This window comes from Paenibacillus fonticola DSM 21315 (genome assembly GCF_000381905.1).
GTDB lineage: Bacteria > Bacillota > Bacilli > Paenibacillales > Paenibacillaceae > Fontibacillus > Fontibacillus fonticola.
In genome coordinates this window covers 83,959-103,598 of record NZ_KB907266.1, presented here as the reverse complement: position 1 = coordinate 103,598, position 19,640 = coordinate 83,959, and the positions used below count along the sequence as shown (strand labels likewise).

Genomic DNA, 19,640 nt, shown 5'->3' with positions numbered 1-19,640 from the left:
CCATTTAATCACTTAAAGCACCTTTACAATCCAACAAACAAAAAACGGCCTCACCTTAAAATTGATAAAAGGTGAGGCCGTTTTTCGATTTGTTCATAGATAAAAATTAACGCCGGTCCTGCGGTCCCCCGACAAATACCTGACTTTCCGCATCGAGCCCATAGGCGGTATGAAGCGCTTGGACCACTTCATGCAGCTTGCTTCCCTCGATGACGCAGGATACTTTAATTTCAGAAGTGCTGACCATCTTAATGTTAACGTCTTGCTTCGAAATGACATCAAACATTTTTGCAGCAACGCCAGGATGGCTGACCATCCCTGCGCCGACGATCGACACTTTCACAAGACCTTCCTCCGAGGTTACTTCATCGAATGGCAAGTTGTCGCGCAGTTTTCCAATGACGTCCAGCGCTTTCTCGCGATCCGTCAATGCTACCGTAAAAGAGAAATCGGCCTTCCCATTTTGCACGCCGCTCTGAACGATAATATCGACGTCGATTTTTGACTCTGCTAAAGAACCGAACACCTGAGCCAATACGCCAGGAATATGAGATACACCTAAAATACTGATTCTGGCTACGTTTTTATCGTAAGCTATTCCGCTGACTACAACACCTTGCTCCATCTTCGCTTCCTCCTTAACAACAGTACCTTCATTATGATTAAAGCTTGAACGAACGATAAGGCGTACATCATTATGCTTTGCATATTCCACCGCCCGCGGATGCAGCACCGCCGCACCCAGGTTCGCCAGCTCCAGCATTTCGTCATAGGAAATTTCCTGCAGTTTGCGGGCATTTTTCACGATGCGCGGGTCCGTGGAATAAATTCCGTCCACGTCCGTGTAAATTTCGCAATAATCAGCCGAAATAGCCGCAGCGAGAGCAACCGCCGTCGTATCCGATCCGCCCCGGCCAAACGTAGTAATCTCACCTTCTTCACTCATTCCCTGAAAGCCAGCGACGACGACGATGCTACCTTCCTGCAGCGCCGCTTGTACACGCTCTGGGCGGATATCCGTAATGCGCGCCCTGGAATGCTCCGCATCGGTCCTGAAACCGGCTTGCCAGCCTGTAAATGAAACGGCCTTCCGGCCGAGCGCATGTATCGCAATCGATAACATCGAAATTGAAATTTGCTCCCCTGTCGTCATCAGCATATCCATTTCACGCAAAGGCGGTTCCTTGCTAAGCAGCTTTGCCTGATCGATCAAATCGTCGGTCGTATCCCCCATTGCCGATACAACGACTACGACTTGATGCCCTTCATCCTGCTTCTCCACGATGCGCCGGGCAACGCGCTGCATTCGTTCTGTATCGCCTACAGAACTTCCCCCAAATTTCATTACGTATAAAGCCAACTCAGACCCTCCCCAATTTAATCTATCTTATTTCTCCCATTTCGCAGTACGGCTTATAAGCTTGATATAATCAATTCATATTTAGGCAGTAAAGCTTTAAACCAGTATAATACGAATGACCGCTAATAATCCATTGCTTTTCATAGCAAAATTCGAAGTTTTCAGCAAATTTCACAGTCCAAAGCAATCCAAAAAAATTCCTCCACTCGCGTAGAGTGGAGGACGATGCAACCCTATTCAAGGCATACATTTCCTCACAAAAATTTGCGCGGGAAATTATGCGCGGGAAATATATTTGCCTTCACGCGTATCAATTAGAAGAACATCATCCTGGTTAATGAACAATGGCACCTGCACGTTTAAGCCGGTCTCCAGTTTGGCGTTCTTCGTCGCACCAGTGGCGGTGTTCCCTTTAATGCCAGGCTCGGATTCCACTACGCGCAGTTCCACGCTGTTTGGCAGGTTAATGCCAAGAATTTCGCCCTGATAGCTGACGATTTTCACGTTCATATTTTCCTTCAGGAAGTTTAATTCCCACTCCAACTGCTCCGAAGACAAAGTAAATTGATCATAGGTTTCATTATCCATGAAAGTATGCTCTTGACCGCTTGCATACAAATATTGAACATCGCGGTTTTCGATCATCGCTCTGCTTACGGTTTCCCCAGCGCGGAATGTTTTCTCCACTGTGTTGCCATTGCGGAGATTTTTTAATTTGGAACGTACAAACGCCGCACCCTTTCCTGGTTTTACGTGCTGGAATTCAAGCACCGTAAAAATATCACCGTCAAATTCGACTGTCAAGCCCGTTTTAAAATCGTTAACTGAAATCACAAGTAGAACCTCCTATAGGATCAAATAAGTTGCACAACTGCTATATGATAATATAAATTACCCAATTTCCATCCGTACATTATGAATTAATGACGGTAAAGTCTTTGCTCGATTCGGTCAGCCTGCGAATTCCGTTCTCAGTGATGACGACATCGTCCTCGATCCGTACGCCGCCAAAGCCTGGAATATAGATGCCCGGCTCTACCGTTACCGTCATTCCCGGCTCAAGTACAGTATCGCTCAACTTGGACAGGCGCGGCGCCTCGTGCACTTCCATCCCAAGTCCATGGCCTGTGCTGTGGCCAAACTGTTCGCCATAGCCATAACGGGCTATTACATCACGGGCTAAAGCGTCGGCCTCGCGTCCGGTCATACCGGGGCGGAGATGCTGAAGCGTATGAAGCTGCGCTTCGAGCACAATATTATAAATTTCATGATGCTTAGCCGATGGTTTGCCAATCACTACGGTTCGCGTAATATCTGAGCAATAGCCGTTGAGAAGCGCCCCGAAATCCATTTTTACAAACTCATCACTTTGCAGAACCCGATCGCTGGCTACTCCGTGCGGCAATGCAGAACGTTCACCGGATGCTACGATCGTATCAAAGCAGCTTGACGTCGCTCCCTGCTTGCGCATAAACACTTCGATTTCAAGCGCCATTTCCCGCTCAGTCACGCCTGGGCGGAGCACATTCAACATATGCATAAACGTCCGGTCAGCCAATTCGGCAGCCTGCTTCATGAGAGTCAGCTCGTGCTCATCTTTATATACCCGTAAACCTTCAACAAGCCCTGCAACAGGCACCAGCTTCACGGGCTTCAAATCCCGCTCATACGCAAGATAAGCAGAGAATACGACGTTCTCTTCCTCGAATCCTAAATGATTCACCTTTTGCTCATGGAGCAGCCCCTTCAGGGTCTCCGTTACAGAAGAGCCGTGCTCCACAATATCAAATCCTGCCGCTTGTTCGGCGGCCTGCGTCATATAACGAAAATCCGTCAATAAATAGGACTTGTCCAGCGTGATCAATACGTAGCCGGAGGAGCCGGTAAATCCCGTCAAATATTGCCGGTTGATATTGCTTGTAATCCATACAGCCTCCAGCTGCTGAAGCTTCATAGCCTCCCGAAGGCGGCTTATTCTCGTATTCGCCATCATAAGCTCTCCTTATTCTCCAGATGACGCACAAGCGCCATTAGCCCCAGCTCATAACTATATGATCCAAAGCCGGAAATTTGTCCGACAGCCAGAGCAGCGGTAACTGAATTGTGACGGAAAGATTCCCGTGCATGAATGTTAGACATATGAACCTCTACAAACGGAATGGTTACCGTGGCAAATGCATCGCGCAGCGCATAACTGTAATGCGTCAACGCGCCTGGATTAATAATAATCCCGTCTATATTGCCTAGGGCCGCATGAATTTTATCAATCAGATGGCCTTCATGGTTCGATTGATAGAACTCCAGAGTATGACCCAACTGCTCACCCTGCTTCAAAAGCCTATCCTCAATTTCACTAAGCCGCTCTGCCCCATATACCCCGGGCTCACGTATGCCCAGCATATTTAAATTCGGTCCGTTCATTACCAGGATACGGTACATCCTTCCTCACCCTTCCTGCAAAATAACCAAAAGTAATTTTAACATAGGTATGAGGCAAATGAGAAGCCTTTATTACTTATTGCAGCGCTTTTTGCGGTTCTCTCTTCCGTTCATCGGTATATTCTACGGCTGTAGTGTAGCCAATAAACAATCCCCACAATAAGTACAGGCAAAATTCACTGATGATTGTATTAACCGGAAGCGCGGAAATCCGCTTCGTTATCCCGAGCATTGGGCCTGCTGCAATAAAGATGACCGCCCACCAGAAAATACCGTAAAGAAGCCCCGGGGCTGGCCCCTTCAATTTGCGGAACAACAAAGTGTACAGCAATGCCGCCAAAATCGAAAACAGGATAAAAAACAACCAGCCGACATAATATCCGGGTTGGCTTTTTAAAAAATGCGTCTTAAAAAATGGCTCTGCCAAATATCCGGGAACGATGACGGTCAGGTTTATAAAGTACATTAATCCTTTAACCCCGCCCCAAATGAATCCTGCAAAAAAACCGAGCTGCAGAGCAAATCCCCAGACATTCGTTTTCGTTGGTTTGTCCTGCTTTTGACGCTGCTGGTTTGACATAGTTTTTCCATCCTTCCTGTGCTTCTCCGTTACTTTCTTTCGCCATTTTAGTATGCTCATTTCCAAAAAGACTAATCAAACTAGAATTTGCCCCCCGGAATCGGGTACAATGGAATTATTCCAATGAATAGACTTTAATCAGGGAAGGTGAAATATTTGCCTCAACAATCTACACCAAACATTTACGGCGGCCAAGCCGTTATTGAAGGCGTCATGTTTGGCGGCAAACACGTTAACGTTACAGCAGTCCGTCGTAAAAATGGAGATATTACTTTTTTGGAGGTCCCCAAGCAGGATAAAGCGTGGGTTAGGCTGCTTCGCAAAATTCCTTTTCTTCGCGGAATTGTCAGCATTATCGATTCCAGTGCAAAGGGCTCCAAGCATCTGAATTATTCCGCCGAAGCTATGGCCGATGACGAGCTGGAGCCGGAAGAGCGCGCCAAGCAGAGAGAAAAGGAAGAGTCCGGCTTCTCTCTGACGATGGTCGTAGGCGTATCCATCGCCGGCGTTCTTTCTTTCCTCTTCGGGAAATTCATATTCACCGTTGTCCCGATGTTCGTCGAGCAATACTTGTTCCAATCCGCATTTGAAAACCAGGTGCTGCATACGCTGGTGGAAGGCGTAATTAAAATCGTCCTCCTGCTCGTCTATTTATGGGCGATATCGCAAACCCCGGTCATTAAAAGACTGTTCCAATATCACGGGGCAGAGCATAAAGTAATTACCGCTTACGAAAACGGGGAAGAGCTGACGGTAAAGAACGTGCAGAAGTACAGCCGTCTGCACTATCGCTGCGGCAGCAGCTTTATCGTCCTGACCGTCATCGTGGGCGTTATCATTTATTCTTTTTTCAGCTGGGATAACGTGTGGGAGCGCCTGTATATCCGCCTGTTACTCCTGCCGCTGGTCATCGGCGTATCCTTTGAGGTGCTTCGCCTGACGAACGCCCTCCGTGATATTCCGGTGCTTCGCTTTCTCGGATATCCCGGGTTATGGCTGCAATTGCTAACTACGAAAGAACCGAAGGACGATCAAGTGGAAGTATCCATTGCCTCATTTATACGGATGCGGGAGCTCGATGCTCAGTACGAGCAGGAAGGTGTTATCGAGACGACCGCCCACAGCACCGCCTTCGATCCTGTGAAAGGATGATAGAGGGATGAAGAAGCAGGCCGTCATCTTCTGGAGTGTTATTGGACTTGCCGCATTCGGCATTGTCAATGCCCTGTTCGGCAACGGCATGATGGACTGGAGCAGCTTGCTGATCCCGGTCATTATCGGGGGAATCCTATTCCTGCTTTACAAATATCCGCCGAAGAAATATAGAAAGGCCCGGCATCCGAAGGTCAAGCCGTCTGCCCGTACGATGGCAAAATTAGAAGCAGAGCGGCGGACCGCTTCAAAGCAGAAGCGCAAGCATTATCCGTTTCAAGTCATTGAAGGAAATAAAGGAAAGAACGACGAGGATATGCCAAGATATCATTAAATCAGGACGGATGTTTATTTGTTAGCCTGCTGATACTTTATGAACTGCTCTTCGTAATACTGGCTATTCCATTCATCGAAGAAATGGCTGCCAGATTGAAGGCCAGATTCATAAAGCAGCAGGCTTTCTTCTTTACTAATATCGAATTGGGTCGTTCCAACGCCGAGCGTAGGTATTTTTATCGTTCGATAACGGTTGGATTGTTCAATATATCTTTCATCATGTGCTGAAAGCATCGTTTCTACAAGCGCCTGGAGCATCGTAAACGGCCCTGTGATCGAACGTGGCTGACTGGAGTTTTTCCCCACCATTTGAAATCCGACCGTAGGTATCATCTTATCTCTAGGCTTACAGCTATCCTCATCAAACAGCCATAACGGAAAATTACTGAGCAGTCCCCCGTCCACAATATGCAGAAATTGATGCGAAAATGGCTTCCCCGCACTAAGCCGCGGCGGCAGGCGCAGCAAAACCGGATCAAAGAAATAAGGGATGCTGCAGCTCATCCGCACCGCACGCGCTACTTCAAATTTAAGGGGTGAAATGCCCAGCTTTTGCAAATCATCAGGGAGAATCAATATTCTTCCGCTCGTAATATCCGACGCGATAATTGTCAATTTTCCTTTACCCAAATCCCCGAACGTTTTGATGCCTTTATTTTTCAATAGCTGACGGATCCAATCTTCCAGCGCTTCGCCAGAATAAAGTCCTTTTTTAAGCAGTACGCGCAGTGCCGGCCCGACGATCCTTACGTTAAACAACGGAGATCTTTTCAGAAAATGAATAAAGGATGTTCCTATAATGATGTCCTTCATTTCCACTGCAGAATAGCCTGCGGCTATTAAGGCCGCTACAATCGAGCCTGATGAAGTACCTGCAATGCGGTGAAATTTCACATTGTGGCGTTCGGCAGCCTCTATCGCTCCCGCCAAGGAAATCCCTTTGACGCCGCCGCCTTCGAAAACCCCGTTTATGAGCATAAAGCAATAGCCCCCATTCCATTACACAAGTCTAATGCTTATGTATGTCACAGGGGCTATTCCTATGTCACTCTATGAACCGAAATAAGATTGTAATTTTGAAATAAGTCCTAGCGGATTCCTTCTCAAATCTTTAGCGCTAAAAAAGATGCTGCCGCTCACTTCCGGAACCCCTTCATTGTACTCCAGTTGATGAATAATTTCGTCGGCTGAATGCCAGCCGATTTCCGGAGTGCCGATTTTGTATGGAGCATGACCGATGTACAGCTTCACATTCGTCCCGCGAACTTCGCTGGCCCACCAATCTACCAATATGTCGTAACGTACCTCCTGCCGCGTTAAACTCCAGTACAACTGCGGGGTAACATAATCAATCCACCCGTTGCGAATCCAGGTCCGAACGTCAGCATAGGTACTGTCATAAGCAGATATGCCCGCTTTCGTCTCTGAGCCTGTAGCATCGGACGCTTTGTTCCGCCACACACCAAAAGGACTGATCCCGTAGGATACGCTTGGCTTTGCGGCATGGATGCTCTGACCCAGTTCCCGGACAAACTGATTAATGTTATCCCGGCGCCAATCTCCTTTACTGAGTTTCCGCGAGTTATACAGCTTCATTGTTGCATCATCATTAAACTTGTTCGCCGCGGTCTCCCCTGTCGGGTAAAAATAATCATCGAGGTGCACGCCGTCAATGTCGTATCCGTTCACCACTTCCATGACCGCATCGATGATATGCTGCCGGGCTTCAGGAATGCCCGGGTTAATGTAAAGCTTATCGGAAAATTTGACGACCCAGTCCGGATGCTGATGCACGATATGATTCGCGGGCAGCTTGCTGGCATCCGCATTCATGCTTGCTCGAAACGGATTGAACCAGGCATGAAACTGCATTCCCCGTCGGTGCGTTTCTTCCACAAGAAAGGCCAGCGGGTCATACCCAGGGTCCTTTCCCGCCGTTCCGGTTAAATATGTGGACCAGGGAACGAGCTTTGAAGAATAGAGCGCATCGGCCGTTGGCCTGACTTGAACAAACACCGCATTCAAGCCCATATCCTGCATTTCATCCAATAGCTTGACGTACTCTTCTTTCTGTTTGTCCACATTTCCGTAAGCCGCTTTGCTTGGCCAATCCAGATTTAGTACGGTGGATATCCATACGCCGCGCAGCTCAGCATGATCATTCTTGCCGTTAGCAGGCGGCTGCTCCGGTCGTCCTTCCTCCTGCGCCGGCGGTACTGCAGGCGGGGACGGATTTTCCGGGAAAATCGCTAAACCGCTTGATGTTAGTGCAATCCTCCTTGTGGAGGAATTCCAATCCACCTGCAGGCCGAGCTGCTCACTTACAAAACGAAGCGGAACCATCGTCCGGCCCTCATTAATTTCTACAGAGACATCCAGTTTCAGTGCCTGACCGTTCACCTGGGCTGTTGTACTGCCGGTACGCAGTACGACCGTATTTCCAGCTTTCGCGATGGTCACCGTTTTTGAGCTGGCTGCCCAGTCCACCTGAGCTCCCAATCCTTCGCTGATGACCCGAAGCGGAACCATCGTTACATTGTCCTTCGCTTTAATATAAGGAGGCACATCACTTGTTAATGTTATGCCATCCAAAATGATTTCGATTGGACGGGCCGCGGCCGCGTTCGTCTGAGCAGAGAATGGCCAAACCATCATCAGCACGAGGAGTAAAAAGAACAATCTGTGAAATTTCATCGGTTACCTCCAAAACAATAATATTAGTGCGGATTCAACGTCTTCTCTATCTCTAACGCCTTGTCCCCCCCAAGAGTTGCGCAATCAGTCGGAAAAAAGCTCCAAAAGCTGGTTAGAGGACAAAAAAAAGCATCTGCCCGTTCAAGACAGATGCGCTAACTATGATTCGTTCAAAAGTTCTTTCTCTACATCTCGAAGATCTTGAATTCTGGAGTCATCCCGCTTGAAATAATCGACCAAGGCGGCGATTTGATTAATTGAGTCCCAGCTCAAATGATGTTCGATCCCTTCTACATCTTTATAAATGTTCTCTTCATCGACCCCGATTATTTCAAGAAACTCCTCCAGCAAGTGATGCCGGTCAACAAGACGCTTGCCTATCTTCTTTCCTTTGCTTGTCAGCACAAGGCCGCGATATTTCTCATAAATGACATACTCGTCCTTATCCAGCTTCTGGATCATCTTCGTGACAGAAGAGGGATGTACTTCCAGTCCTTCGGCAATATCGGAAACACGCGCATATCCCTTCTCATCAATCAATTTATAAATGCGCTCCAAATAATCCTCCATACTAGGTGTTGGCATCAAACGAACCTCTTTTCCATGTGTTGAACGCGGTTATATCCTGCGCAACATCGCTACTATACTTTATGATACATGTTGTGCTTGTCCGTTGACAAGTTACCGTAATTTAGAATTTGAGCCATTCGGGAGTAATTTGCTGCAGCCAGATCGTAATTCTCGCCATTTGGTTCGTAAAGAGCAATACCCCCATCAGCAGCATCAGTCCGCCACCGATTTTCATAATGACTTCGGAGTAGCGCGTAATCCATTTCGTGGAGCCAACAAAGAAAGCCAGTACGAAGAACGGAAGCGCAAAGCCAAGCGTATACGCCGTGATCAGACTCAACCAGGCACCTGGTTCGGTGACAGCAAGCGAAATGATCGCTGCGAGAATCGGGCCAACGCAAGGCGACCAGCCGGCCGAAAAGCCGATTCCGAAAATAAACGAGGCGAAATATCCGGTTTTTTTCATATTTAAATTCATCTTGCGTTCCTTCAGCAAAAACTGCGGCTTGAAAATACCGAGCAGAAACAGTCCCATTAAGATGATTAAAATGGCGGAAATCTGACGGATCAGATCGCGGTAACTGATGAAAAATTCCCCGAACAATCCAGCGCCGAAGCCAAGCGTGTAAAACACGACGGAGAAGCCTAATATGAATGCGAGCGTATGCGTCAATGTTTTGAAGCGGACTTCCCGCTTATTTTGCTCGGCCCTTAGCGTCTGAACGGACATGCCGGTAATATAGGATAAATAAGATGGGTACAGCGGCAGAGCGCAAGGAGAGACAAACGAGGCAACCCCCGCCCCGAAAGCTACTAATTCATTTATATCAGCCATTGCAACCTCCTAACATTCATGTCGAGACTGATGCTGACTGTTATGTAACGACGCGGAGGCTGAACATTGCATTAAGCTGCAAGCCCTCTTTTGCCAGCCAGCGTGACAATCAGCATCGCGATGAGAAGCAATACAATCGTTGCACCTGGAGCCAAATTCCAAATGCCAGCCATCACTAACCCTGCGACGACAGCTATTTCTGCAATAATTACCGAGAATATGACTGAGGTCTTAAAGCTTCTGGCCATCAGCAAGCTGCATGCGGCAGGAATCGTGATCAGCGCGGAGACGAGCAGAGCACCGACGATTTTAATTGCCGTGCTGATGACGAGTGCTGTCAACACTGTAATCAGTAAATTAAACAGCTTAATTGGCAATCCGCTTACCGCAGCGGCGTCCTCCTCAAAGGTCAGCAAAAAGAACTCCTTGAAAAGCACAGCGACTATCGCGATAACGACAACCGTAACGGCGCCAACAATATATAAATCTTCCCTGCTTAAAGTGTAAATGCTGCCAAACAATACATCCGTATTGTACCCTATTCCGAGCGTAAAGAACAGCGAGGCAAGTGCCACCCCTCCAGACATGATGATCGCAATCGACAGCTCGGCATAGGCTTTATACGCTTTACGCAGCTTCTCAATCGCGAAGGAGGCCAACAGGGCAAAAGCCAGCCCGACCCAAATCGGATTGGCATGGATGAGAAAACCGAGGGCCACGCCTGCGATGGTCACATGGGCCAGTGTGTCCCCGATCATCGACAAGCGGCGCAGCACTAAAAAAATACCGATCAGGGGGGCCGTGATGCCGATGAGCAGCCCTCCTATCAGCGCTCTTTGAAAAAATTCTGCCGTTAATATTTCCAAGTTTCACATCTCCTAAGAGTTTTGCGGAGCAAAACTTACTTCGTAAGCATAGACTGAGTTTTGCTTTAGCAAAACTGGCTTCGTTATCTATTGAATGGAGTGTTGAAGATCGGAGATCGAACAATCCTGGTCATGGGAATGCTTTACATAGAACTTGATCGCTCCGCAGCGGTCAAGCGGCTCATTGCCCAAATTCTCCTCAATCATTTCCACATCGTGCGATACCATTAAAAACGTCATATGATGATGCGCGTGCATATGAAAGATCATTTCAAAAAAATCTTCCTGCGTCTGCGCGTCAATCCCCACCGTAGGCTCGTCCAAAATGAGCAGATCCGGCTTATTAATTAAAGCGCGGGCTAAAAAAACACGCTGCTGCTGTCCGCCCGACAGCTCCCCGATCCTTTTGTCCGCGATGTCTGTAATGCGCATAACCTCCAGCGCATCATGGCATTTTGCCAGCTCCGCCTTGCCGATGCGGCGAAACAGCTTCTTATTGTTATACAACCCGGACATGACGACTTCTTTTACAGTTGCCGGGAATAGCGGGTTAAATGAATTTTTTTGCGGCACATACCCGATCCGGTCCCAATCGCGAAAACGCCGAATCGGCTGCCCGAACAGTCTGATTTCCCCGTCAGCCGGCGACAGCAGCCCGACCATCATCCGCAGCAGGGTCGTCTTGCCGGCTCCGTTGGAGCCGATGACCCCGACGAAGTCCCGTTCTTTCACCGTGAAGCTGAAGTTCGAAATCACCTTCTTGTCCTTATACCCGAAGGAAACGCTGGCAAGTTCAATAATGTTATCATGGCAAACTGTTGCCGTTGTTGCTAAATTGTCCGGTTTCATCCTGACCGTCCTTCCGCTGGAATGTCTCTCTTTATTGTAAAGCGAGAACGAGATTTTGCAAATTTTTCTCCATCAATGTAAAGTAATTTTCCCCCGCCTGCTCCTGCTGCTTCGTCAAGCCTTCGACAGGGTTAAGCACCAAGGTTTTCACGCCCGCTTCCGAGGCCAGCGTGTTCACAAGCTTATCAGACACAAGCTCCTCGAAAAAGATATATTGAATACCCTCTTCCTTTACCAGCTTGGATAAATTGATCAAATCCTGGGCTTTCGGCTCCGCTTCCGGCGTCAGACCCATGATCGAATGCTGAGTCAGCCCGTAATCCCGGCACAGGTAGCCGAACGATTGATGGGATACGACGATCTCTTTCCGGTTCGTCTTCGACAGCTCCTCCGTAAACTTCGCGTCTAGCTGCTGCAGACGGGCATGCAGCTGTTCATAGCGGGCTTCGTACTGCTCACGATGAGCAGGATCGACCTCGATAAAGCTGTTTTTGATATTTTCAGCCATGATCATCGCCGATTTTGGGCTTACCCATGTATGCGGGTCAATGTGGCCGTGGTCATGACCGTGATCATTTTCAGCATGCCCATGTCCATCGTCCTCATGATGTTCTTCGTTTTCCGCGCCATGCTGATGTCCGTCTTCTTCATCGCTTGCGATCAGGGCAATCCCCTGGCTGACTTCAACTGTCTTTACCTGGGAATCGCTCCCCAATCCTTTAAGGAAGCTGTCCAGCCATCCTTCAAGCCCCGCTCCGTTGTATAAGAACAGCTGTGCTTTGGAGGTGTTGAGGATTTCCTGGCTGCGCGGCGTCCAATCGTGAGGCTCGACGCCTACGGGCAGCAAATTGATGACATTTGCTTCCTCCCCGCCAATCTCTTTTGCAAATTCATAGAGAGGATAGAAGCTCGTTACAACGTTGACTTTACCCGCAACGACCTTGTTTTCGCTATTGCCGCTTCCGCAGCCGGCCAGCATCAGAGCTGCTGCAAGCAGCAGCAGGGCCACCTTCCAGCCTTTATATATCTTCAAATATGAAGCCATTATGATCTTCCTTCCTAGTCATTCTTAATCGTAATTATTACTAAGAGGATTATAGGGTCAATATAAAACGATTGTCAACCGCTTAAATCTGACTTTTACCGTCTTGTCATCATTTAGTGTGAGCGCATGCTGGGCAAATTAAACAGCTCATGGTATCATGTGATTGCTTCAGGAGCAAATAAAATTGCATATTCTTATTCGAAATTTTCGTTTTTTCTTTCCAGGGATCATGATTCGCTGAAGTTACATAGAAATCTTGCGTATGGTATAACAGCTAATTAGTTTTAAGAAAACGCTTTCACAAAAAGGTGCGATACCAGCATTGAGAGGAGGTGTGCATCCAAGGAAAAAACCGAAAATAAATCGGGTCGATCCACCTGGGAAGTCGAGTCGAATCCGGCCTTCGGACGAGGTTACTCTTGATGGCGGTTCATAGATGTGTCCCGCCTATACCGATAGCTGTAGTTTGTATCAAAAGGAGGATGTATGAATGAGCAGAAAGCATACCGTTAGAAACAGGATATGCTCCGTAGCTATGACTGGGATGCTGTTGTTTGGATTGTTTCCTCCAATCGGCCTATCTAACGTATTCGCCGATAGCGTGAATACCGTCCATGCAGCCGCCTATATGGGGGCGAAGACAACGGCGGAAACGACTTTGCCTGACAACATGGAAGTGGACGGCCAGAGCGCGCCTGTGACCTGGAATATCGGCGAGGATACCTTTGGCGTGCCTTACGATACCGTGACGGTTACCGGTACGGCGGGAGGCAAGGCGGTCGTGGCCAATGTGGAGGTTATTCCGCCCTCAAGCCATCCTTTGGTTTATTTCGTGGATAGCGGCCGGGGCGGCGATTCCGTTGGCAACGTCCCTAGTTCCTCGCCGTTGTACGATGCGGTCAAGGAGCTGACCGGCGGACATTTGCTCAACCAGCTGCCGGACCAGAAGTTTGACGGAACCAACGACTGGGGATTCAACGATTCGATACATAAGGTGAAGAACTCCAAGGACGGGGGGCATACGGACCCCGCTGCCGATTCGTCGATATGGGTTGTCGGGCTGCGGGCTGCGGGCGATCATATCATTTATCAGCTAAAGGCCCTGGAAGCCGGAACATATACGCTCAGCAGCGGCTTTCACGATTGGTACGGCAGCCGCTCCCGGGTGATGCGGCCCAGCATCGAGTATCAGAATATTAGCGGCGGTACGCAGACCATTCATCTTGATCAGTTCAATACCAATGCGACCCAGTTCATTTCTAGCGAATTTACGATACCCGGGGACATTGACACCAGCGTTCCCATGACGTTGACCTACACTTATGTGTCTGGCGAAAAACCGATCTTGAGCTGGTTCGCCATTGCCGAGGGCGGGATCAAAGGAATGATCGAAGACGCTCGGCAAAATGCAGCTTCTGCGGTCAAGGTATTGCTGGACGGCAACGATATCAAAGCCGGCAATGTCAACGGCCTCACATTCAAGGGATTTGGCGTACTGAGCGCCAACAGCACTAGTGCTCTGCTGATGGATTATAAGGCTGAGCATCCCGAGGCTTACGCGGAATTGCTGCAGATTCTGTTCGGCGGGGATAACCCCATTATGACGCATGTCAAAATCGAGATGGGCAACGACCGCAACAACTCCACCGGCCCAGACCCGGCCACGATGCGTACGGCCGATGAAGACGCCAACGTTGCCCGGCATCCCGGCTTCCAGCTTGCAGCCGACGCCAAGGCCGTCAACCCTAATCTCAAAGTGAGCATCCTGCGCTGGAGCGCTCCCGCCTGGGCGGACAACAACGACAAAATCTATACCTGGTATAAAAACACCATTCTGGCCGCTTATCGCGAGTACGGCTATATGGTCGATTACGTCAATCCCCATATAAACGAGCATGCGCCGGATTTGACGTGGACGAAACAATATGCCTGGCAGGTCAGAACGGATAACACAGGCTTTACGAGCGAAGAAGAGAAAGCGCTTTACCACAGCATCGAGGTTGTCATTTCCGATGAAGTCGGAATCGGCTCCTTCGGCGGCAGCATGGTGAGCGACGCCTCTCTGCGAGACGCGGTATCGGTCGCCGCATACCACTACAACACCGACGATGACAGCGCGGGCAATTTCAAGCGGCTTGCAGAGCAATTCGACGTTGAGGTATGGAACAGCGAGGCGCAGGCCACCTTCAGCAACTCTTCCTTCCGTCCCAACAACAACATGAAGAATCCTGCAGCGGCAGGCACCGGCATAGGCGGAACAGGCAGCGCACTGGAAATGGGCAATACCATTATCAAGGGGTTTGTCAATTCCCGCCGGACGCATTTTGTTTATCAGCCAGCCATCGGCTCCTTCTACGAAGGCGGTCAATATTCCTTCAAAGAATTGATCAGTGCGCGCGACCCTTGGTCGGGCTGGATTCATTATGACGCAGGCCTTCTCGTCCTGCGGCATTTTAGTTGGTTCGCGAAGGTCGGCTGGGAGAACGGCAATAATGACGAGGGAATATGGAGAGCGGTTCCGCAAGCCAGCTACACCGGTGCAACAGGAACCAATCCGGTCAGCGGACGAAACGGCACCCCAAGCTACATGACGCTCGCAGCTCCCGACAAAAGCGATTTTTCAACCGTTATTGTAAATGACAGCGAGTATGAGAGAACCTACAAGTTCCAAACAGTCAATATGGCATACACGGGTAATCCTTCCCTGGAAGTATGGGAAACCCGCGCAGCCGACAAGGGAGAAGCCTTCAACAGCAGCTACATGCAATATCGCGGGAAAGTTTCTGCCGATGGAGGCGGGATTTACACCGTGCTTGTAAAACCTTATTCGATCGTGACCGTAACGACATTGGAAAACAGCGGGAACAATGTATATCATACACCGCTCCCCGTTGAGGGCCAGCGCACCGTGCTCGACACCGATGCGACCGGATCGGTTCGGAATACCGGGGACCGTATTCTTTACGCGGACGATTTTGACTATTCCGGCAAGTCGGTTCCAGTAATCGGAGCAAGCGGCCAAATTACGGGCACCCAAAGCTATATTGAATCCCGCGGCGGTCCAAAAGGAGCAATCCCCCGCTATACCCATGACCGCAACGGTACCTTCGAGGCGTATTTGGACGATCAAACCGGTAATTATGTTTTGCGCCAGCAGTTAGACCGGGCGCTTATGGGGCTTGGCGGTACGTGGAACAACGGTGAGCCCGTCACAGCCATCGGCGACTATCGGTGGACCAACTATAAGGCCAGTGTCGACGTTTCGTTCGAAACGAACAATACCCAGGGCGGCGCAAATTACGCCGCGATTGGCGCCCGGTATCAGGGCGGAGGCAGCTCCCACACCATCAATGGTACGCCATATGTGCTGAAATTCTGGTTCGACGGCGGCTGGCAGCTGCAGGCCGACAACCGTTCTGTGGCAAACGGGAATGTCGTGACTGGTTCCGGCGGCGTGAAGATCGATGGCTTTGACAACGCTTATAACGCATGGCATAACATTGCCATTCAAGTGGCGGGCAGTCAGGTGACAGCCTACCTTGACGGCGTAGAGCTTGCCTCCTACACCGATCCGAATCCCAAGTTGTCCGGCCGGGTGGATCTTGGCAGCGGATACTATCACGTTCGTTTTGATAATTTGCTGGTAGAAACGGTGGAAGGATACGCGCCGTACTATTCCGAGGCGCTTGATGATCTGGAAATGCACGACCTGGCCCCCGTTCCCAAGACTAAACTCGTTTACAGCGGTTCGTGGGCACATAACAACGGCCAAGGCATGTTCCATTATCAACGCTCTCTTTCCACCAGCCAAGGCGCTGATGCTGCGCTGGAATATACGTTTGTAGGCACCGGACTGGATATTCTGGGTCCCAATGACGGTTCGGCGAAGCTGGAGGTGACGGTGGATGGGCAGATTGTAATGCCTTCGGCCAGTACGCTGGCCTCCAAAGAATTGTACCAAACCTTTACACTTCGCGGACTTTCATACGAAGAGCATACCGTTCAAATCAAGGTATTAAGCGGCACATTAGTTGTTGACGCCATAGCGGTTATTTCTGGCGAAGTCCAAGGGGCACCCGATACGGCCGATCTCCAGGATGCGGTTGCAGCGGCACAAAGCATCAATCGGTTGGACGAATTCCGCGACAGCGACTGGCAGCTCTTTGAAGCCGCTAGAAACGCCGCATTGGCTGCCTTGGCCAATCCTGTTTCCTTCCGATTGGATCAGGAGGGAGCCGAACAACTCGCGTCGCGTCTGATTTTTGCCCAAAACCAGTTGTTTACAGGCGATATACGGGAGCTTAGCTCGCCTCATTACGCTGCCGCCTATGCGGGAAGTCCGCCCAAGCTCCCCGAGATGGTAGAGGCGACGCGCGAAGACGGGACTACAACGCTCGTAACTGTAAATTGGCAGCTGAACAACGTGAGCTTTGACACCGCCTACGAAACGGTAGCCGTAACCGGCACCTACGGAAGCCTTACCACCGTTTGTTACGTAGAAGTAGTCCCTAAAGACATTCTGTATTTCGCGGATCTTAATGCTACCGCAATCGGACTGACAGCAGGACATACATCTTCCGATACGCTCGGCTATGATTCGCCTGCTTACAGCGCTGTCGCGGCCCTTGCCGACGCTGCCGGCAAACCGCTTCTCAACGATGCACCGGACCGGATTTACAACTCCGTCAAGGGTTGGGGGCATGGCGGCTACAACGCTAGCGGCACGCCGTCCGTTTTTTACAAAGGGATCGTGAGCGGCCCATACAGCAAGCAAAGCACGACCGGCGTCTATACCACCGATCAGATCGGAGCGGCCCTTACCTACACGTTTGACAATCTGCCTGCGGGCGAATATATGTTAACACTTGGCACGTACAGTTGGTGGTCCGCATACTCCCGCACCGAAGAAGTCTATCTTGAATATGACAACAAAAGCATGCTTGTAGACACCATTACACTCGACAACAATTCGTTTGACACAGTAAAAGAGTATACCTTCTCTATGGCGGAAGCCGGATCATTGACTCTTAAGCTGGTCGCAGCGCAAAGCAACCAGTCGCCGATGCTGTCCTTTGTGGGCGTTGCACCGGCCAAAATTCCGGAAGCTGATCTAACGAAGCCGATTATTACTTTGCTCGGCGAACCGGTTGTCCATTTGCCCGCCGGCGCTGGCTACACGGATGCGGGCGCGACAGCGATGGATGATCGGGATGGCGATATTACAGATCGCATCGTGACTACGGTGACCAGCAGCGTATACGGACTGACGGCAATCGATACATCGATTCCAGACGTTTACACGATCCGCTACAATGTGAGCGATGACGCGGGCAACGCGGCTAACGAGGTGACAAGAACGGTCATCGTAACGGAAGGCGTCGAAGCCGATGTGACGAAACCTATCATTAACTTGTTAGGCGAACCGGTTGTTCGCCTGGCCGTTGGCGCCGGCTACACGGATGCAGGCGCGACGGCAATCGATGACCGGGACGGCGACATTTCGGGTCGCATCGTAACCACGGTAACTAGCGGCGTATACGGCGAAACCAAGCTCAATACATCCAAAGCTGGAGCGTACACGTTCCACTACAATGTAAACGATGCTGCGGGCAATGCGGCTGACGAAGTTACAAGAACCGTGATTGTCTATAACAAAGACCGCGACGACACGGCAATGGCTCCTTCGTCGAACGCGCCTTCAGCTCCAGCAGTGCCTAAGAGTCCAACGAAACCCGAGATTCCATCGAACACTCTGGTGCTTGGTGCAGACGATTTACGAGACGCAGTCGATGGTACAGTGATCATTCGTATTTCGGAGAATCAAGATACCGTCATTCTTCCGGGGAATATTGCAGAAGTTCTCGGAGATAACCGTCTCCGGTTCGCAGGGCCGAAGATGACTATCGAATTCCCTGCTGAATCTCTAAAAAGCATCCAAGCCGTTGTACCTGGAGATGCGGCCGAAGAGGCGCAAATTCATTTCTTAATGCGGCTCGTTCCAAAGGATGAAGCCGCCCGGCTTGTTCGCAACTCTGCCGCCAACCTTACGGCTCAATTGATGGCGGCAAGCGATATGTACAACTTCAGTATGTACTTCGTTGGCGCGGACGGAACTTCCGTACCGCTCACGGCCTTTACCAAGCCATTAACGATGGCGTTTCAAGTCGATCCGAATGCCGCCCCAGATTTATTGGGCATTTACTTTATTGCTGCAGACGGAATCCTTGAGCATATGGGCGGAACGTTGGCGGACGGCATCATAACTGCGAAGCTTCTTCATTTAGGGAATTATACTGTACTGGAATACAACAAAACGTTTGTTGATGTAGGAGAGAACCACTGGGCGATTCAAGCTATTAAAAGAATGGCGGCAAAGCACATCATCGCAGGGGTCGGCGATACGCGTTTCGATCCGCAAAGAAACGTAACTCGAGCCGAATTCGCGGCGATGCTGACACGCGCGTTGGGGCTAACCACTGCCGCTCCCCTGACGTTCACGGACGTGAGTCCCGATGAATGGTATGCCGAGGCGATAGCCAGAGCAAGCAGCGCTGGGATCGTGCAGGGGCGTGATTCAAGCACATTTGCACCAAATGCCGTCATAACCCGGGAAGAAATGGCCGTTATGATCGTGCGTGCGTATAAGCATTTGCACGGCGCAGAGACAACCGCGGCAAACCCAAGCTCGTTTAGCGATAACGATCGAATTGGAGCTTGGGCGCAGGACGCTGTGGGAACCGCGCAAGCAATGAATCTCATCCGAGGACGCGTGAATAACGAGTTTGTCCCGAAAGCACCGATGACGAGAGCGGAAAGCGTGCAAGTTATTTCTAAAATTCTAAATTAAACGGAATTTATTAATGAAAATAGGCGAGTCTGCGCATAAATAGCGCTGACTCGCCTTTCAATTTCTT

General features: G+C 49.9%; 15 protein-coding genes. 3 read left to right on the top strand and 12 right to left on the bottom strand.

The genetic code is table 11. The annotated features are described in order from the left end of the window. Positions 1–106: 106 nt before the first annotated feature. From G358_RS0120595 to G358_RS0120575, 5 genes are all read right to left on the bottom strand, one after another. Positions 107–1,360 carry an aspartate kinase gene (locus G358_RS0120595; protein ID WP_019639150.1) on the bottom strand — a complete coding sequence of 418 codons (1,254 nt, stop codon included), beginning with the start codon at positions 1,358–1,360 and terminating at the stop codon, positions 107–109. Between the two features lie 276 nt (positions 1,361–1,636). After that, positions 1,637–2,194: an elongation factor P gene (gene efp, locus G358_RS0120590; RefSeq protein WP_019639149.1), complete on the bottom strand. Its 558-nt coding sequence runs from the start codon at positions 2,192–2,194 to the stop codon at positions 1,637–1,639. A gap of 79 nt (positions 2,195–2,273) precedes the next feature. Further along, complete coding sequence (locus G358_RS0120585; RefSeq protein WP_019639148.1) at positions 2,274–3,350, bottom strand: M24 family metallopeptidase; 1,077 nt, start codon at positions 3,348–3,350, stop codon at positions 2,274–2,276. Beyond that, positions 3,350–3,799, bottom strand: a complete 450-nt coding sequence (gene aroQ, locus G358_RS0120580) for a type II 3-dehydroquinate dehydratase (RefSeq protein WP_019639147.1) — start codon at positions 3,797–3,799, stop codon at positions 3,350–3,352. The genes G358_RS0120585 and aroQ overlap by 1 nt, the downstream gene beginning before the upstream one ends. A 76-nt stretch (positions 3,800–3,875) precedes the next feature. Then, positions 3,876–4,379: a YqhR family membrane protein gene (locus G358_RS0120575; protein WP_019639146.1), complete on the bottom strand. Its 504-nt coding sequence runs from the start codon at positions 4,377–4,379 to the stop codon at positions 3,876–3,878. 156 nt (positions 4,380–4,535) lie between these two features. Between G358_RS0120575 and G358_RS0120570 the strand changes: the two genes are divergently transcribed. Together G358_RS0120570 and G358_RS0120565 are read left to right on the top strand one after the other, a co-directional pair. Next, complete coding sequence (locus G358_RS0120570; RefSeq protein WP_019639145.1) at positions 4,536–5,531, top strand: DUF1385 domain-containing protein; 996 nt, start codon at positions 4,536–4,538, stop codon at positions 5,529–5,531. A 7-nt stretch (positions 5,532–5,538) separates the two neighbouring features. Next, positions 5,539–5,865, top strand: coding sequence for an SA1362 family protein (locus tag G358_RS0120565; protein WP_019639144.1), 327 nt, complete (start codon positions 5,539–5,541; stop codon positions 5,863–5,865). A gap of 14 nt (positions 5,866–5,879) precedes the next feature. On the opposite strand, the gene G358_RS0120560 is transcribed toward G358_RS0120565, so the two are convergent. The 7 genes from G358_RS0120560 to G358_RS0120530 all read right to left on the bottom strand — a co-directional run bounded on the left by G358_RS0120560 (position 5,880) and on the right by G358_RS0120530 (position 12,726). Beyond that, the gene (locus G358_RS0120560) at positions 5,880–6,845 is read right to left on the bottom strand and encodes a patatin-like phospholipase family protein (protein ID WP_019639143.1); all 966 of its coding nucleotides are present in this window, start codon (positions 6,843–6,845) and stop codon (positions 5,880–5,882) included. Between the two features lie 72 nt (positions 6,846–6,917). After that, positions 6,918–8,561 carry a family 10 glycosylhydrolase gene (locus G358_RS0120555; RefSeq protein ID WP_019639142.1) on the bottom strand — a complete coding sequence of 548 codons (1,644 nt, stop codon included), beginning with the start codon at positions 8,559–8,561 and terminating at the stop codon, positions 6,918–6,920. A 159-nt stretch (positions 8,562–8,720) separates the two neighbouring features. Next, a complete protein-coding gene (gene mntR, locus G358_RS0120550; RefSeq protein ID WP_019639141.1) occupies positions 8,721–9,146 on the bottom strand; it encodes a transcriptional regulator MntR in 426 nt (141 codons plus the stop codon). 106 nt (positions 9,147–9,252) lie between these two features. Then, positions 9,253–9,966, bottom strand: coding sequence for a cytochrome c biogenesis CcdA family protein (locus G358_RS0120545; RefSeq protein WP_019639140.1), 714 nt, complete (start codon positions 9,964–9,966; stop codon positions 9,253–9,255). Positions 9,967–10,037: 71 nt separating this feature from the next. Continuing rightward, positions 10,038–10,832 carry a metal ABC transporter permease gene (locus G358_RS0120540; RefSeq protein WP_019639139.1) on the bottom strand — a complete coding sequence of 265 codons (795 nt, stop codon included), beginning with the start codon at positions 10,830–10,832 and terminating at the stop codon, positions 10,038–10,040. 87 nt (positions 10,833–10,919) lie between these two features. Beyond that, positions 10,920–11,681: a metal ABC transporter ATP-binding protein gene (locus G358_RS0120535; protein ID WP_019639138.1), complete on the bottom strand. Its 762-nt coding sequence runs from the start codon at positions 11,679–11,681 to the stop codon at positions 10,920–10,922. A 31-nt stretch (positions 11,682–11,712) separates the two neighbouring features. Further along, positions 11,713–12,726 carry a metal ABC transporter solute-binding protein, Zn/Mn family gene (locus G358_RS0120530; RefSeq protein ID WP_019639137.1) on the bottom strand — a complete coding sequence of 338 codons (1,014 nt, stop codon included), beginning with the start codon at positions 12,724–12,726 and terminating at the stop codon, positions 11,713–11,715. A 490-nt stretch (positions 12,727–13,216) separates the two neighbouring features. On the opposite strand from G358_RS0120530, the gene G358_RS32535 reads away from it, so the two are divergent. Then, a complete protein-coding gene (locus G358_RS32535) occupies positions 13,217–19,573 on the top strand; it encodes an S-layer homology domain-containing protein (RefSeq protein ID WP_019639136.1) in 6,357 nt (2,118 codons plus the stop codon). Positions 19,574–19,640 lie beyond the last annotated feature (67 nt).